Source organism: Duganella sp. BJB1802, assembly GCF_013369445.1.
GTDB lineage: Bacteria > Pseudomonadota > Gammaproteobacteria > Burkholderiales > Burkholderiaceae_D > Rugamonas > Rugamonas vulcania_A.
In genome coordinates, this window is sequence record NZ_JABWEF010000001.1 from 362,133 (window position 1) to 377,037 (window position 14,905).

General features: G+C 67.7%; 15 protein-coding genes. 9 read left to right on the top strand and 6 right to left on the bottom strand.

Translation table 11 applies throughout. The features are described from left to right. Window positions 1-166 precede the first annotated feature (166 nt). From kdpF to kdpE, 6 genes are read left to right on the top strand one after another with little or no spacing between them, the layout of a single operon-like run. Complete coding sequence (kdpF, locus tag HUX88_RS01675) at window positions 167-256, top strand: K(+)-transporting ATPase subunit F (RefSeq protein WP_099418569.1); 90 nt, start codon at window positions 167-169, stop codon at window positions 254-256. Beyond that, the gene (kdpA, locus tag HUX88_RS01680; RefSeq protein WP_176360605.1) at window positions 256-2,073 is read left to right on the top strand and encodes a potassium-transporting ATPase subunit KdpA; all 1,818 of its coding nucleotides are present in this window, start codon (window positions 256-258) and stop codon (window positions 2,071-2,073) included. Before kdpF ends, kdpA begins: the two co-directional genes overlap by 1 nt. Window positions 2,074-2,082: 9 nt before the next feature. Next, window positions 2,083-4,215, top strand: a complete 2,133-nt coding sequence (kdpB, locus tag HUX88_RS01685; RefSeq protein ID WP_373886738.1) for a potassium-transporting ATPase subunit KdpB — start codon at window positions 2,083-2,085, stop codon at window positions 4,213-4,215. Window positions 4,216-4,230: 15 nt separating this feature from the next. Further along, window positions 4,231-4,824, top strand: a complete 594-nt coding sequence (kdpC, locus tag HUX88_RS01690) for a potassium-transporting ATPase subunit KdpC (RefSeq protein ID WP_176360606.1) — start codon at window positions 4,231-4,233, stop codon at window positions 4,822-4,824. 23 nt (window positions 4,825-4,847) lie between these two features. Beyond that, window positions 4,848-7,607 (top strand): two-component system sensor histidine kinase KdpD, encoded by a 2,760-nt coding sequence (kdpD, locus tag HUX88_RS01695; RefSeq protein ID WP_176360607.1) that lies wholly within the window; start codon window positions 4,848-4,850, stop codon window positions 7,605-7,607. Further along, window positions 7,604-8,308, top strand: a complete 705-nt coding sequence (gene kdpE, locus HUX88_RS01700; RefSeq protein WP_117012103.1) for a two-component system response regulator KdpE — start codon at window positions 7,604-7,606, stop codon at window positions 8,306-8,308. Before kdpD ends, kdpE begins: the two co-directional genes overlap by 4 nt. 20 nt (window positions 8,309-8,328) lie before the next feature. Here kdpE and HUX88_RS01705 read toward each other — a convergent pair whose 3' ends face one another. The 4 genes from HUX88_RS01705 to HUX88_RS01720 all read right to left on the bottom strand — a co-directional run bounded on the left by HUX88_RS01705 (window position 8,329) and on the right by HUX88_RS01720 (window position 12,048). Further along, on the bottom strand, window positions 8,329-9,252 hold the full coding sequence (locus tag HUX88_RS01705; RefSeq protein WP_176360608.1) for a GNAT family N-acetyltransferase: 924 nt from the start codon (window positions 9,250-9,252) through the stop codon (window positions 8,329-8,331). Window positions 9,253-9,408: 156 nt separating this feature from the next. Next, complete coding sequence (locus HUX88_RS01710; protein WP_176360609.1) at window positions 9,409-10,578, bottom strand: VWA domain-containing protein; 1,170 nt, start codon at window positions 10,576-10,578, stop codon at window positions 9,409-9,411. A gap of 1 nt (window position 10,579) precedes the next feature. After that, on the bottom strand, window positions 10,580-11,194 hold the full coding sequence (locus HUX88_RS01715; protein ID WP_176360790.1) for a GNAT family N-acetyltransferase: 615 nt from the start codon (window positions 11,192-11,194) through the stop codon (window positions 10,580-10,582). Continuing rightward, a complete protein-coding gene (locus HUX88_RS01720; RefSeq protein ID WP_176360610.1) occupies window positions 11,194-12,048 on the bottom strand; it encodes a MoxR family ATPase in 855 nt (284 codons plus the stop codon). Before HUX88_RS01720 ends, HUX88_RS01715 begins: the two co-directional genes overlap by 1 nt. 209 nt (window positions 12,049-12,257) lie before the next feature. Between HUX88_RS01720 and HUX88_RS01725 the strand changes: the two genes are divergently transcribed. Together HUX88_RS01725 and HUX88_RS01730 are read left to right on the top strand one after the other, a co-directional pair. Next, window positions 12,258-12,599 carry a cytochrome c gene (locus tag HUX88_RS01725; protein WP_117012098.1) on the top strand — a complete coding sequence of 114 codons (342 nt, stop codon included), beginning with the start codon at window positions 12,258-12,260 and terminating at the stop codon, window positions 12,597-12,599. An 11-nt stretch (window positions 12,600-12,610) separates the two neighbouring features. Continuing rightward, complete coding sequence (locus HUX88_RS01730) at window positions 12,611-12,949, top strand: cytochrome c (protein WP_117012097.1); 339 nt, start codon at window positions 12,611-12,613, stop codon at window positions 12,947-12,949. A gap of 99 nt (window positions 12,950-13,048) precedes the next feature. Here HUX88_RS01730 and HUX88_RS01735 read toward each other — a convergent pair whose 3' ends face one another. Continuing rightward, window positions 13,049-13,474, bottom strand: coding sequence for a DUF1841 family protein (locus HUX88_RS01735; RefSeq protein WP_176360611.1), 426 nt, complete (start codon window positions 13,472-13,474; stop codon window positions 13,049-13,051). A gap of 72 nt (window positions 13,475-13,546) precedes the next feature. Between HUX88_RS01735 and HUX88_RS01740 the strand changes: the two genes are divergently transcribed. Beyond that, on the top strand, window positions 13,547-14,128 hold the full coding sequence (locus HUX88_RS01740) for a malonic semialdehyde reductase (protein ID WP_176360612.1): 582 nt from the start codon (window positions 13,547-13,549) through the stop codon (window positions 14,126-14,128). Between the two features lie 54 nt (window positions 14,129-14,182). Here HUX88_RS01740 and HUX88_RS01745 read toward each other — a convergent pair whose 3' ends face one another. Further along, window positions 14,183-14,821, bottom strand: coding sequence for an RNA pyrophosphohydrolase (locus HUX88_RS01745; RefSeq protein ID WP_176360613.1), 639 nt, complete (start codon window positions 14,819-14,821; stop codon window positions 14,183-14,185). Window positions 14,822-14,905: the final 84 nt, after the last annotated feature.

Genomic DNA, 14,905 nt, shown 5'->3' on the forward strand with positions numbered 1-14,905 from the left:
TCCGCAAGTCTTTACACAATCTTTAGACCCTTGTCGCTAACCTTTCGGGTATCAAAACAAGACCTGTGAGGGGTGTGATGGATATCGTATTTATCGGTGCGTTGGTGGTCTTCTTCGGCGTGATCGTGGCGTTCGCCGCCGGTTGCGACAAATTGGGAGGCAAGCAATGAACACCTTTTATCTGATTGGGGCCCTGGCTTCGGCCGGCCTGCTGGTCTACCTGGTGGTGGCCTTGTTGAAAGCGGAGGATCTGTGATGACTACGCAATCCATCATCCTGCTGGTGGTGTTCCTGGCCGCGCTGCTGGCGCTGTCCTACCCGCTGGGCATTCTGCTGGCGCGCGTCGGCGACGGCGGCGCCGTCCCGGGCTTCGGCTGGCTGGGCAAGATCGAGTCCCTGTTGTACCGCGCCGCCGGCATCGCCGGCAAGGACGGCAAGGTCGAAGGCCAGAACTGGAAGGCCTACGCCATCGCGCTGATGCTGTTCAACGGCCTGGGCGCGCTGGCGACCTACGGGCTGCAGCGCGTGCAGCTGTACCTGCCGCTCAATCCCCAGGGGCTGGGCAACGTCAGCCCGGATTCCTCGTTCAACACCGCCGTCAGCTTCGTCGCCAACACCAACTGGCAGGGCTACGGCGGCGAGACGACCATGAGCTACCTGACCCAGATGCTGGTGCTGGCCGGCCAGAACTTCTTCTCGGCCGCCACCGGCATCGCCGTGGCCTACGCGCTGATCCGCGGCTTCTCGTCGCGCTCGGCCAAATCGATCGGCAATTTCTGGGTCGACGTCACCCGCTCCACGCTGTATGTGCTGCTGCCGCTGTCGTTCATCTTCGCCGTGTTCCTGGTGGGGCAGGGCGCGATCCAGAACTTCTCGGCCTACAAGGACGTGGCCCTGATGGATCCGGTCACCTACACCCAGCCGAAGGTGGGCGCGGACGGCCAGCCGCTGAAGGACGCCAAGGGCGAGCCGGTCACCGAAACGCTGACCACCTCGACCCAGAGCATCGCCATGGGTCCGGTCGCGTCGCAGGAAGCGATCAAGATGCTGGGCACCAACGGCGGCGGCTTCTTCAACGCCAACTCGGCCCACCCCTACGAGAACCCGACCGCGCTGACCAACTTCGCGCAGATGCTGTCGATCTTCCTGATCCCGGCCGGCCTGTGCTTCGCCTTCGGCCGCATGGTCGGCGACCAGCGCCAGGGCTGGGCCGTGCTGGCCGCCATGACCTTGCTGTTCGTCGCGTGCACCGTGACGGTGATGGGCGCCGAGCAGCAGGCCCACCCCGCGCTGCAGGCGATGGGCGTCGACCAGTCGATGAACGCGCTGCAACCGGGCGGCAACATGGAGGGCAAGGAGGCGCGCTTCGGCATCAGCGCCACCACGCTGTTCGCGGCGGTGACCACGGCGGCCTCGTGCGGCGCGGTCAACGCCTGGCACGATTCCTTCATGCCGATCGGCGGCATGATTCCGATGCTGCTGATGCAGTTCGGCGAGGTGATCTTCGGCGGCGTCGGCTCCGGCCTGTACGGCATGCTGATCTTCGCCATCATGGCGGTGTTCATCGCCGGCCTGATGATAGGCCGTACGCCCGAATACCTGGGCAAGAAGATCCAGTCGTATGAAATGAAGATGACCTCGATCGCCATCCTGGTCACGCCGACGCTGGTGCTGGCCGGCACCGCCATCGCCGTCATGTGCGACGCCGGCAAGGCCGGCATCCTCAACCCCGGCGCGCACGGCTTCTCGGAGATCCTGTACGCGTTCAGCTCGGCCGCCAACAACAACGGCAGCGCCTTCGGCGGCCTGTCGGCCAACACGCCGTTCTACAACACCATGCTGGCCATCGCCATGTGGTTCGGCCGCTTCGGCGTGATCGTGCCTATCCTGGCGATCGCCGGTTCGCTGGCCGGCAAGCAGCGCCTGGAAGTGAACTCCGGCACGCTGCCGACCCACGGCCCGATCTTCGTCGGCCTGCTGGTGGGCGTGGTCGCCCTGGTCGGCGTGCTCAATTACGTTCCGGCGCTGGCGCTCGGCCCCGTGGTCGAACACCTGCAGCTGTTTGCCAAATAAGGAATCACCATGTCACAAGCTACTCAAAAAGAGATGACGCTGTTCACCAATCCGCCCGCCAAGAAGCTCAAGCTGTTCGATTCCGAGCTGCTGGTGCCGGCCATCGTCGACTCGTTCCGCAAGCTGAGCCCGCGCGTCCAGGTGCGCAGCCCGGTCATGTTCGTGGTCTACGTCGGCAGCATCATCACCACGCTGCTGTACTTCCAGGCGCTGTACGGCCAGGGCGAGGCGGCGCCCGGCTTCATCCTGGCCACCAGCGTCTGGCTGTGGTTCACGGTGTTGTTCGCCAACTTCGCCGAGGCGCTGGCCGAGGGCCGCAGCAAGGCGCAGGCGGCCTCGCTGCGCAGCCTGAAGCAGTCGGTCACGGCCAAGAAGCTGGCCTCGCCCAAGCACGGCACCACCTGGCTGCCGCAGCCGGCCGCCGACCTGCGCAAGGGCCACTTCGTGCTGGTCGAGGCGGGCGACGTGATCCCCATCGACGGCGAGGTGATCGAGGGCGTGGCCTCGGTCGACGAGAGCGCCATCACCGGCGAATCGGCGCCGGTGATCCGCGAGTCGGGCGGCGATTTTTCCAGCGTCACGGGCGGCACCCGCGTGCTGTCGGACTGGCTGGTGGTCAAGGTCACCGCCAATCCGGGCGAGACCTTCCTCGACCGCATGATCTCGATGGTGGAGGGCGCCAAGCGCCAGAAGACGCCCAACGAGATCGCCCTGACCATCCTGCTGGTGGCGCTGACCATCGTGTTCCTGGTGGTGACCGTGACGCTGCTGCCGTTCTCGCTGTTCTCGGTGGAGGCGGCCAAATCGGGCACGCCGATCAGCATCACCGTGCTGATCGCGCTGCTGGTGTGCCTGATCCCGACCACCATCGGCGGCCTGCTGTCGGCCATCGGCGTGGCCGGCATGAGCCGCATGATGCAGGCCAACGTGATCGCCACATCGGGCCGCGCGGTGGAGGCGGCCGGCGACGTCGACGTGCTGCTGCTGGATAAGACCGGCACCATCACGCTGGGCAACCGCCAGGCCTCGGCCTTCATGCCGGCGCCGGGCGTGAGCGAGCAGCAGCTGGCCGACGTGGCGCAACTGGCCTCGCTGGCCGACGACACGCCGGAAGGGCGCAGCATCGTGGTGCTGGCCAAGCAGAAGTTCAACATCCGCGAACGCGAGATGGCGGCGCTGAACGCGGTGTTCGTGCCGTTCACCGCGCAGACCCGCATGAGCGGCGTCGACCTGGGCGAGGGCGCCGAATCGGGCGCCGCGCCGCGCGCCGTGCGCAAGGGCGCGGCCGACACGGTGCGCCAGTACGTCGAGGCCATGGGCCGGCCGTATCCGGCCGAGGTGGCGCGCGCGGTGGACGACGTGGCGCGCCGCGGCAGCACGCCGCTGGTGGTGGTCGATGCCGGCCGCGTGATGGGCGTGGTCGAGCTGAAGGACATCGTCAAGGGCGGCATCAAGGAGCGCTTCGCCGAGCTGCGCCGCATGGGCATCAAGACCGTGATGATCACCGGCGACAACAAGCTGACCGCCGCCGCCATCGCCGCCGAGGCGGGCGTGGACGACTTCCTGGCCGAGGCCACGCCGGAGGACAAGCTCAAGCTGATCCGCAGCTACCAGGCCGAGGGCCGGCTGGTGGCCATGACCGGCGACGGCACCAACGACGCGCCGGCGCTGGCCCAGGCCGACGTCGCGGTGGCGATGAACTCGGGCACGCAGGCGGCCAAGGAGGCCGGCAACATGGTCGACCTGGATTCGAACCCGACCAAGCTGCTGGAGATCGTCGAAATCGGCAAGCAGATGCTGATGACGCGCGGCTCGCTGACCACGTTCTCGATCGCCAACGACGTGGCCAAGTATTTCGCCATCATCCCGGCGGCCTTCGTGGGCACCTTCCCGGCGCTCAAGGCGCTCGACGTGATGCGGCTGAGCAGCCCGAACTCGGCCATCATGTCGGCCGTGATCTTCAACGCGCTGATCATCGTGTTCCTGATCCCGCTAGCCCTGAAGGGCGTGCGCTACCGCGCCATCGGCGCCGCCGCGCTGCTGCGCCGTAACATCTGGGTGTACGGCGTGGGCGGGCTGGTGCTGCCGTTCGCCGGCATCAAACTGATCGACGTGGTGCTGACCATGTTCCATCTCGTCTAACGCAGGAGAGTAATCATGACATCCCAAATTCGTCCCGCCCTGGTGCTGTTCGGCGCCCTGACCGCGATCTGCGGCGTGCTGTATCCGCTGGCCGTGACCGGCGTCGGCAGCGCCATCTTTCCGGCGCAGGCCGCCGGCAGCATGATCGAAGTGAACGGCAAGGCGATCGGCTCCTCGCTGATCGGCCAGTCGTTCTCGTCGCCCAAGTATTTCTGGGGCCGTCCGTCGGCCACCGGCCCGATGCCCAACAACGCCGCCAACTCCGGCGGCAGCAACCTCGGCCCGCTGAACCCGGCGCAGAACGACGCCGTCAAGGGCCGCATCGACGCCCTCAGGGCGGCCGAGCCGCAAGGCCGGCCCAACCCGCTGGCCATCCCGGTCGACCTGGTCACGGCCTCGGCCAGCGGCGTCGATCCCGAGCTCAGCGTGGCCGGCGCCCAGTACCAGGTGGCGCGCATCGCCGCCGTGCGCCAGCTGCCGCCGGCCCGCGTGCAGGCGCTGATCGACGCCCAGCGCCAGTCGCAGGTGCTGGGCTTCTTCGGCGAGCCGCGCGTCAATGTGCTGGCGCTCAATCTGGCGCTGGACGCGGAAAGTGCGCATACTCGCTAAATCAGCATTTTTAGCGATCCTTCATGTTCCCCAACGATAAAGAACGCCCCGACCCGGACGCCTTGCTGGCCCAGGTGCAAGCCCAGGACCGCAAGGCGGCGCGCGGCAAGCTGCGCATCTACTTCGGCGCCTCGGCCGGCGTGGGCAAGACCTACGCCATGCTGGCCGCGGCCCGCAAGCTGCAGGCCGACGGCCAGCCGGTGCTGGTCGGCGTGATCGAGACCCATGGCCGCAGCGACACCGCGGCCATGCTGGAGGGACTGGACGTGCTGCCGCTCAAGCAGGTGGCCTATCGCGGCAAGCAGATCGCCGAGTTCGACATCGACGGTGCGCTGCAACGCCGGCCGCCGCTGATCCTGATGGACGAGCTGGCGCACTCGAACGCGCCCGGCTCGCGCCACCCCAAGCGCTGGCAGGACGTCGAGGAGCTGCTCGACGCCGGCATCGACGTGCTCACCACGGTCAACGTGCAGCACCTGGAAAGCCTGAACGACGTGGTCGGCGGCATCACCGGCATCCGCGTCGGCGAAACCGTGCCCGACACCGTGTTCGATGAGGCCGACGAGGTGGTGCTGGTCGACATCCCGGCCGACGAGCTGCTGGCCCGCCTCAAGGGCGGCAAGGTCTACAAGGAACAGCAGGCCGAGCGCGCTTCCAGGAATTTTTTCCGCAAGGGTAACCTGATCGCCTTGCGCGAGCTGGCGCTGCGCCGCACCGCCGACCGCATCGAGGACGATGTGCGCGCCTACCGCGTCGAGCAGTCGATCGCCGACATCTGGAAGACCGGCGCCGCGCTGCTGGCCTGCGTCGGCCCGCGTCCGGGCGGCGAGCACACGGTGCGCAGCACGGCGCGCCTGGCCAGCCAGCTGGGAACGGGCTGGCACGCGATCTATGTCGAGACCCCGTCGCTGCAACGGCTGCCGGCCGCGCAGCGCGAACACATCCTCAAGATCCTGAAACTGGCCGAAGACCTGGGCGCGACCACCGCCGTGGTGTCCGGACACGACATCGCGCTGGCGACGGTGGACTATGCGCGCAGCCACAACCTGTCGAAGATCGTGCTGGGCCGCGCCCATCCGACCTGGCCGTGGCGCAAGCCCCACATCAAGCGCCTGGCGCGCTACGCGCCCGACATCGACCTGGTGGAGATCGGCGCGCCCCGCAACGAGGCGGCGCCGGTCGCGCGCGGCGCCAGCGCCGCCGATGGCGGTCCGGACGGCGAGCCGGACACGGAACTGACGCGCAAGCGCGTGCTCGGCTACGTCACCGCCAGCGGCGCCAGCGTCGCCACCGCCTTGCTGGCCACACCCTTGCTGGCCTACCTCGACCTGGCCAACATCGCCATGCTGTTCCTGCTGGTGGTGGTGCTGGTGGCGGTGCGCTTCGGCCGCGGGCCGTCGGTGCTGGCCACCTGCGTCAGCGTGGCCTGCTTCGACTTCTTCTTCGTGCCGCCGCGCTTCACCTTCGCGGTGTCGGACTTCCAGTACCTGATCACCTTTGTCGTGATGCTGGCGGTGGGCCTGATCACCGGCCACCTGACGGCCGACCTGCGCTTCCAGGCGCGCGTGGCCTCGCACCGCGAGAAGCGCTCGCGCGCGCTGTACGAGTTCGCCCGCGAGCTGTCGGGCGCGCTGCAGACCGAGCAGATCTTCGAGACCACCCAGAGCTGCATCCAGCGCGCCTTCCACGCCCGCGCCACGCTGCTGGTGCCGGACGACGCCGGCCGCCTGCTGCCGCCGCCGGCCGCGACCACGCCGCGCGAGGCCGACGCCGGCGCCCGCAACCACCGCGCGGTGCTCGACGTCGGCATCGCCCAATGGGCCTACGACCGCGCCGAGAGCGCCGGCCTGGGCACCGACACCCTGCCGGCCAGCCGCATCTTCTACCTGCCGCTGGTGGCGCCGATGCGCACCCGCGGCGTGCTGGCGATCGAGCCCGAGCACCGGCGCTGGATGCTGATCCCGGAGCAGCGCCAGCAGCTCGACACCTTCGCCGCGCTGGCCGCGATCGCGCTGGAGCGGGTGCACTACATCGAGGTGGCGCAGAACGCGCTGGTCAACATGGAGTCGGAACGGTTGCGCAACTCGCTGCTGGCGGCGCTGTCGCACGACCTGCGCACACCGTTGACCTCGCTGGTGGGCCTGTCCGAATCGCTGGCCGGCTCCAAGCCGGCGCTGGCCCCGGCCCAGCTGGAGACGGCGACCCTGCTGCACGACGAGGCGTTGCGCATGAGCGCGCTGGTGGCCAACCTGCTCGACATGGCGCGCATCCAGAGCGGCGAGGTCAAGTTCAACCTGCAGTGGCAGGCGCTGGAGGAGGTGGTCGGCAGCGCGCTGCGCGCCAGCGCCTCGCTGCTGCACGGCCACACGGTGAGCACCCATCTGCCGGCCGCGCTGCCCTTGCTCAGCTTTGACGCCGTGCTGATCGAACGGGTGTTGTGCAACCTGCTGGAGAACGCCGCCAAGTACACGCCGCCCGGCTCGCGCATCGAGATCGCGGCCGCGCTGCGCGGCGCCTGGATCGACGTCATGGTCTATGATGACGGTCCCGGCCTGCCGCACGGGCGCGAGGAAGCCGTGTTCGAGAAATTCACCCGCGGCGAGCGCGAGTCGGCCAAGCCGGGCGTGGGGCTGGGGCTGGCGATCTGCCGCGCCATCGTCGACGCGCACGGCGGCCGCATCCATGCCGCGCCGTCGCCGCTGGGCGGGGCGGCCTTCGTCATGACGCTGCCGCTGGGCACCCCGCCGGCCATGCCGGAACCGGAAACCGAAGGAATCTTATGAGCACTCCCGACACCGCCCCCACCGCCTTGCTGGTGGAGGACGAACCGCAGATCCGCCGCTTCGTGCGCGCCGCGCTGGAGGAGGAGGGCTGGCAGGTGCACGAGGCGGGCACCTTGCAGCGCGGCCTGATCGACGCCGGCACCCGCAAGCCCGACCTGGTGGTGCTCGACCTCGGGCTGCCGGACGGCGACGGCGTCGACTTCATGACCGACCTGCGCAAGTGGTCCGGCGTGCCGGTGATCGTGCTGTCGGCGCGCGTCAACGAGGCCGACAAGATCCGCGCGCTGGACGCCGGCGCCGACGATTACCTGACCAAGCCGTTCGGCGTGGGCGAGCTGCTGGCGCGGGTGCGCGCCACCTTGCGCCGCCAGCGCCAGCCGGCCGCCGACCACGCCGGCCTGGTGCGCTTCGGCGACGTCGCGGTCGACCTGCAGAACCGCCGCGTCACGCGCGGCGGCGAGCATGTGCACCTGACGCCGACCGAGTACCGGCTGCTGGCGGTCCTGGTCGGCAACGCCGGTCGCGTGATGAGCAATCCGCAGCTGCTGCGCGCCGTGTGGGGGCCGTCGCAGTCGGAGAACGGCCACTACCTGCGCATCTACATGGGCCACCTGCGCCACAAGCTGGAGGCCGACCCCACCCAGCCGCGCTACCTGCTGACCGAGACGGCGGTGGGCTACCGGCTGCAGCTGCCGGCCTAGGTCGGACCGCCCCGGACGCGCTAGTCGCGCGCCAGGATCAGGTAGCCCTGGTCGCTGCGGGTCAGCGGCGCGAAGCCGCGCCGCGTCAGCATGCGCAGCATGGCCGAGCCGTCGCGGCAGGCCGCCACCAGGCGGCGGTGCTTGTAGTGGGTGCAGAAGAAGTCCACCATCATGCCGCCCACGCCGTGGCCGCGGTGGCGGTCCTCGACCACCATGGCGTGCAGCTCGCGCTGCATGCCCTTCTGCGCGTCGACCCCCAGTATCATCATGTAGGCGACCACGCGGGCGTCGATCTCGCACACCCAGAACTCGATCGGCACGGTGGCGGTGCCGCCGCTCCACAGGTCGCGCAGCGCGGCGCCGTCGACGATGCCGGCGCTGAAGGAGGCGGCCAGCGCGGCCTGGCGCACGCCGTCGGTGACGGACTGGTCGAAGCCGCCGCTCTCGCCGCCCGAGGTGGTCAGGCCGATGATGGCGGCCACGTCCTCGGGCACGGCGCGGCGGATGGCCGAGTCGAGCCGGCGGCGGTGGCGCTCGCGGCGCGCGGCGTCGCGCACCTTGCGCGCGTGGCGCAGCAGCGCGTCGCGCCGGCCGCGCAGGTACAGCACCAGCAGCGCGACCAGGCCGTACAGCGCGGCGCTCTGCGCCAGCTCGTACAGCAGCAGGGCGGGGCCGTCGTGCTGGCCGCGGGTGGTGGCGTAGTCGTACACGCGGGCCGCGCTGGAGAGCGCGACGAACAGCAGCGCGCCGCGCCGTCCCAGCAGCCAGGCCGCCAGCGCGGTGGGCGCCACCAGGAAGGGAGAATAGGAGATGGTGGCGCCGGTGTCGAGGTCGAGCAGGACGATCAGCGCCGCCAGCAGCAGCAGCAAGGTCCACACCAGGCGGACGCTGGCGTGGCGCGCCAGGCTGCGCAGGCGCAGCCGGATTTTTCTTGTTCGAAGCATAAACACCTGCGGTCTGGGTAGGCGGGTTCGGGGCCCACAGCATAAAGAAAAGACAGGCTATACGTCGTACGTTACGATAACAAGCGGATATTTGTTTAAAATTGTAGCGAGTGCTCTTTACATTGTTTTACGCGGGCAACACTTGTGTTCGCCCGTTTATTTGCTCAGCGTACGCATGGCGCGCTCCAGGCCGTCCATGGTCAGCGGGAACATGCGCCCGTTCATCAGCTGGCCGATGATGGCCACCGATTGCCGGTACTGCCACACGCCCTCCGGCTCGGGGTTGAGCCAGGCGAACTTGGGGAAGGCGGCGGTGAAGCGCGCCAGCCACGCGCTGCCGGCCTCCTCGTTGTTGTACTCGACCGAGCCGCCCGGCTGCAGCACCTCGTAGGGGCTCATGGTGGCGTCGCCCACGAAGATCAGCTTGGTGTCGGGCGGGTATTTGCGCAGGATGTCCCAGGCCGGGAAGCGCTCGGCGTGGCGGCGCCGGTTGTTCTTCCACAGGTGGTCGTACACGCAGTTGTGGAAGTAGAAGAACTCCATGTTCTTGAACTCGGACTTGGCGGCCGAGAACAGCTCCTCGGTGCGCTCGATGTGGTCGTCCATGGTGCCGCCGACGTCGAACAGCATCAGCACCTTGATGTTGTTTTTGCGCTCGGGCCGCATCTTGATGTCGAGGAAGCCGGCGTTGTTGGCGGTGGCGCGGATGGTGGCGTCGAGCGCCAGCTCGTCCTCGGCGCCCTGGCGCGCGAACTTGCGCAGGCGCCGCAGCGCCACCTTGATGTTGCGGGTGCCGATCTCGCGCCCGCCGTCGTAGTCCTTGTAGGCGCGCGCCTCCCACACCTTGACCGCGGTGCGGTTGCCGCCCTTGCCGCCGATGCGCACGCCCTCGGGGTTGGTGCCGCCGTGGCCGAACGGCGAGGTGCCGCCGGTGCCGATCCACTTGCTGCCGCCCTCGTGGCGCTCCTTCTGCTCCTTGAGCAGCTCGGCCAGGCGGTCCATCAGCTTGTCGTAGCCGAATTTTTCCAGCTGGGCCTTCTGCTCCTCGCTCAGCTCGCGCCGCATGCGCTGCACCAGCCAGTCCAGCGGGATGGCGCCGTTGGTGTCGAAGGCGGCGTTGACGCCCTTGAAGTACAGCGCGAAGGCGCGGTCGAACTTGTCGAAGTGGGCCTCGTCCTTGACCAGCGTCAGGCGCGCCAGGTAGTAGAACTCGTCCATCGAGGCGCCGATGACGTTTTTCTGCATCGCCTCGAGCAGGGTCAGGAACTCCTTGATCGTGACCGGGATCCTGGCGTCCTTGAGGGTGAAGAAGAAGTCGATCAGCATGTCAGCGGGTTCCGTGCCGGGCCAGCTGGTAGCGCAGCTGGGCCTTGATCTCCGGCCATTCGCCGGCCGCGATGCTGTACATGACGGTGTCGCGCACGGTGCCGTCGCGGCGCAGGCCGTGGTGGCGCAGCACGCCGTCCTTCTTCGCGCCCAGGCGCTCGATGGCGGCCTGCGAGGCGAAGTTGAAGTTGTCGGTGCGCAGGCCCACCAGCGCCGCGCCCAGCGTCTCGAAGGCGTGCGTCATCAACAGCAGCTTGCAGGTGGTGTTGACGTGGCTGCGCTGGCGGCTCTTGGCGTACCAGGTGTAGCCGATCTCGAGCCGGGCGATGGCCGGCACGATGTCGTGGTAGCTGGTGGTGCCGATGACCGCGCCGCTGTCGGCGTCGACCACGGCGAAGGCCAGCCGGCCGGGGCGCATCTCGAGCGCGGTGGCGATGTAGGCGTCGACCTGGTCCGGCTCGGGCACCGAGGTCACGCGCAGGGTCCACAGCGCGCCGTCGTGGGCGGCCGCGCGCAGGCCGTCCGCGTGCTGCGGGCCGAGCGGCTCGAGGCGCACGCCGTGCAGTTCCAGCGTGACGGGGGCGACCGGGGCGGCGGGGCGGGCGAGCTGGTGCATCATCGGTTGGCCCGGTTCATCGCCACCAGGCGCTCGAACAGGTGCACGTCCTGCTCGTTCTTGAGCAGGGCGCCGTGCAGCGGCGGCACGATGGCCTTGGCGTCCTGGCTGCGCAGCGCCTCGGGCGGGATGTCCTCGGCCAGCAGCAGCTTGAGCCAGTCGAGGAATTCCGAGGTGGACGGCTTCTTCTTCAGGCCCGGCACGTCGCGCACCTGGTAGAAGGTCTGCAGCGCCTGCGCCAGCAGTTCCTGCTTGAGGTGCGGATAGTGCACCGCGACGATTTGCTCCATCGTGTCGCGGTCGGGGAATTTGATGTAGTGGAAGAAGCAGCGGCGCAGGAAGGCGTCCGGCAGCTCCTTCTCGTTGTTGGAGGTGATGATGACCAGCGGGCGGTGCCTGGCCTGCACCATCTCGCGCGTCTCGTACACATAGAACTCCATGCGGTCCAGTTCGCGCAGCAGGTCGTTGGGGAACTCGATGTCGGCCTTGTCGATCTCGTCGATGAGCAGCACCACCGGCTCGGGCGCGGTGAAGGCCTGCCACAGCACGCCCTTGACGATGTAGTTGTGGATGTCGCGCACGCGCTCGTCGCCGAGCTGGGAGTCGCGCAAACGCGACACGGCGTCGTATTCATACAACCCCTGCTGGGCCTTGGTGGTGGACTTGATGTGCCACTGCATCAGCGGCATGTCGAGCGCGGCGGCGACCTGCTCGGCCAGCATGGTCTTGCCGGTGCCCGGCTCGCCCTTGATCAGGAGCGGGCGCTGCAGCGTCAAGGCCGCATTCACGGCCAGTTTCAGGTCATGGGTCGCGACGTACTGGTCGGAGCCTTCGAAGCGTTGTGGGGCGTGCATGCGTGTCGGTCTCAAAAAGAAGGGAGTGGCGACAGTATAGGGGAGTTCGCTAGAGGAGGTGCTCGGGTGGGCCGGGCCGGACGGTGTGTTGTGGCGGCAATGATTCTCTGTGGCGCGGCAGAAAGTCTTGAGTTAGAATCGAAGATTAATAGTGCAAAAGTCAAGTTTTGCATCCGCGGTAGTATCCGATTACTTACCTTGCAAATACCATGAAAAAAATCACCGCACTTCTCGTGCTCGCAGGCCTAGCTCAAATCGCCACGGCGGCGGACCTCGTGGGCAACGCCCAGAACGCCAAAGCGAAGATTGAAATGTGTATTGGATGTCACGGGATCCCCGGCTACAAGGCCACCTTCCCCGAAGTGTTCCAGGTGCCGATGATCGGCGGCCAGTCGGCCAAGTATATCGAGAGCGCGCTCAAGGCGTACCAGAAGGGCGACCGCAAGCATCCGTCGATGAAGGGGATCGCCACCAGCCTGTCGGACCAGGACATCGCCGACGTCGCCGCGTTTTATTCGCAGCAGACCGCCACCGCCACCGCCGCGAAATGAGGAGCGAGCCCATGAAAAAACTGATCACCGCCGTGCTGTGCTGCGCCTCCTTCTCCGCCATCGCCGGCGGCAACATCGACGCCGGCAAGGCGCTGGCCGACAAGTACAGCTGCTTCGCCTGCCACGGCAAGGACTTCAACAGCCCGATCGACCCGGCCTATCCGAAGCTGGCGGGGCAGCACAAGGATTATCTGGAGCACGCCCTGACCGCCTACAAGCGCGGCGACGGCGCCAACGGCCGCAACAACGCGATCATGACCGGCCAGGTCAAGCCGCTGAGCAACCAGGACATCAAGGACCTGGCGGCCTACCTGCACAGCCTGCCGGGCACGCTGGCCGTCCACCGCTAAAACCATTGGGGTCAAGTCTGACATTCGGACACGAGCTCTGCGGTAAGCGCGCGCTTACGGCAGAGCTCGTGTCCGAATGTCAGACTTGACCCCAGCTTTTTACAGGCGGCGCTTGATCGCTTCGATGTAGGCGTCGCCGTCCGGGGGCGTGCCGTTGCGCTGGGCGGTCCAGATCATCTCGCCCAGGCATTCCATGATTTCATGCTGCGCCGCGTGCGCGTCGTCGAGCTTGAGCGTGAGCGCGGTGGCGGCGTCGCGGATGCCGCGCGGCTGGTCGATCGAGATCTGCTCGTCGATCGACAGGTGCATAGCCAAATGCAAAAACGGATTGGCCTGGGCGCCGCCCACCGAGTAGTCGCGCGTGAGCGCGTGCTCGACGTCGGCCAGCAGGTCGTGGTATTCGGGATGGTGGCGCACCCAGTCGCCGGCCATGGTTTCTAGCGGCGTCAGGATCTCGTTGGCGCGCTGCTTGCGGTACACCTCGCAGAAGAAGCGGCGCACGTCGTTGGAAGATGGATTAAACATGGCGCCATTGTACCCGCTCGATACAATGCGTACCGCCACCACGGCAATTTCTTAACCTTGAAGGATCACCCCATGCTCGACCAGACCGCCCTCGACACCCTGTTTTATAACGCCCGCACCCACAACGGCTGGCAGGACCGCGCCGTCGGCGACGCCCAGCTGGAGCAGCTGTACGACCTGATGAAATGGGCGCCGACCTCGGCCAACGGTTCGCCGGCGCGGCTGGTGTTCGTGCGCTCGCCGCAGGCCAAGGCGCGGCTGCTGCCGGCGCTGTCGGCCGGCAACGCCGACAAGACCATGGCCGCGCCGGTCACCGTCATCGTCGGCATGGACATGGAGTTCTACGAGAAGCTGCCGCAGCTGTCGCCGGCGGTCGACGCCCGCTCCTGGTTCGCCGGCAACGACGCGGCGATCCAGTCCACCGCCTTCCGCAACTCGTCGTTGCAGGGCGGCTACCTGATCCTGGCGGCGCGCGCGATCGGCCTCGACTGCGGACCGATGTCCGGCTTCGACAACGCCAAGGTGGACGCCGCCTTCTTTGCCGGCACCCCGGTCAAGTCCAACTTCCTGTGCAACCTCGGCTATGGCGACATCGCCAAGCTGCGTCCGCGCGCGCCGCGCCTGGCGTTCGGCGAGGCCTGCCGCATCGAGTGAGGCGGCGCGCCGCGCCCATGAAAAAACGGGACAGTCAGACTGTCCCGTTGTGCTTTACCCGATCTTCTTTTGCGGCTCGGCGGGCGCCGCCGCGGTGTCGCACGCTGCGGCCGGCGCCGCCGTATCGCAGGGCGCGGCCGGCGCCTCGGCCGCGGGGCGCGGCGGATGCGGCTGGCGCAGGTAGCGCGAGCCGTGGTGGCGCCGCTCGTGGCCGTTGGCCGGCCAGGTCAGGAAGCGCGACAGCTCCTGCAGCGCGCGCTGGTAGACCTCGCGCTTGAATTCGATCACCACGTCCAGCGGCACCCAGTAGTCGTGCCAGCGCCAGGCGTCGAACTCGGGATGGTCGGTCAGGCGCAGGTTGACGTCGTTGTCGCGCGCGCACATGCGCAACAGGAACCAAATCTGCTTCTGGCCGCGATAGTGGCCGCGGATCTCCCGCTTGATGAAGTGGTCGGGCACCTCGTAGCGCAACCAGTCGCGCGTGCGGCCGACGATCTTGACATGCTCCGCCCGTAATCCGATTTCCTCTTCCAGCTCCCGGTACATCGCCTGTTCCGGCGTTTCCCCATATTTGATGCCGCCTTGCGGAAATTGCCATGAGTGCTCGCGCACCCGCTTGCCCCACCACACCTCGTTCTGGGCGTTCAGCAGGATGATGCCGACGTTGGGCCGAAACCCTTCACGATCGAGCATATTGCACCTCAAACTTTCTGCGACCGAGCTCCCTGCTTATATTTTTGCCCACAAAACCGCGCTACGGCTGGGTTTTCGGGGTAC

Excerpts from the sequence above, each read along its gene's own strand:
- kdpF (WP_099418569.1), top strand. The coding sequence starts at position 167 with ATGAACACCTTTTATCTGATTGGGGCCCTGGCTTCGGCCGGCCTGCTG.
- HUX88_RS01710 (WP_176360609.1), bottom strand. The coding sequence starts at position 10,578 with ATGCTGATCGACTTCTTCTTCACCCTCAAGGACGCCAGGATCCCGGTC.
- kdpB (WP_373886738.1), top strand. The coding sequence starts at position 2,083 with ATGTCACAAGCTACTCAAAAAGAGATGACGCTGTTCACCAATCCGCCC.
- HUX88_RS01735 (WP_176360611.1), bottom strand. The coding sequence starts at position 13,474 with ATGTTTAATCCATCTTCCAACGACGTGCGCCGCTTCTTCTGCGAGGTG.
- kdpD (WP_176360607.1), top strand. The coding sequence starts at position 4,848 with ATGTTCCCCAACGATAAAGAACGCCCCGACCCGGACGCCTTGCTGGCC.
- kdpE (WP_117012103.1), top strand. The coding sequence starts at position 7,604 with ATGAGCACTCCCGACACCGCCCCCACCGCCTTGCTGGTGGAGGACGAA.
- HUX88_RS01725 (WP_117012098.1), top strand. The coding sequence starts at position 12,258 with ATGAAAAAAATCACCGCACTTCTCGTGCTCGCAGGCCTAGCTCAAATC.
- HUX88_RS01705 (WP_176360608.1), bottom strand. The coding sequence starts at position 9,252 with ATGCTTCGAACAAGAAAAATCCGGCTGCGCCTGCGCAGCCTGGCGCGC.
- HUX88_RS01740 (WP_176360612.1), top strand. The coding sequence starts at position 13,547 with ATGCTCGACCAGACCGCCCTCGACACCCTGTTTTATAACGCCCGCACC.
- HUX88_RS01730 (WP_117012097.1), top strand. The coding sequence starts at position 12,611 with ATGAAAAAACTGATCACCGCCGTGCTGTGCTGCGCCTCCTTCTCCGCC.
- HUX88_RS01720 (WP_176360610.1), bottom strand. The coding sequence starts at position 12,048 with ATGCACGCCCCACAACGCTTCGAAGGCTCCGACCAGTACGTCGCGACC.
- HUX88_RS01715 (WP_176360790.1), bottom strand. The coding sequence starts at position 11,194 with ATGCACCAGCTCGCCCGCCCCGCCGCCCCGGTCGCCCCCGTCACGCTG.
- kdpC (WP_176360606.1), top strand. The coding sequence starts at position 4,231 with ATGACATCCCAAATTCGTCCCGCCCTGGTGCTGTTCGGCGCCCTGACC.
- HUX88_RS01745 (WP_176360613.1), bottom strand. The coding sequence starts at position 14,821 with ATGCTCGATCGTGAAGGGTTTCGGCCCAACGTCGGCATCATCCTGCTG.
- kdpA (WP_176360605.1), top strand. The coding sequence starts at position 256 with ATGACTACGCAATCCATCATCCTGCTGGTGGTGTTCCTGGCCGCGCTG.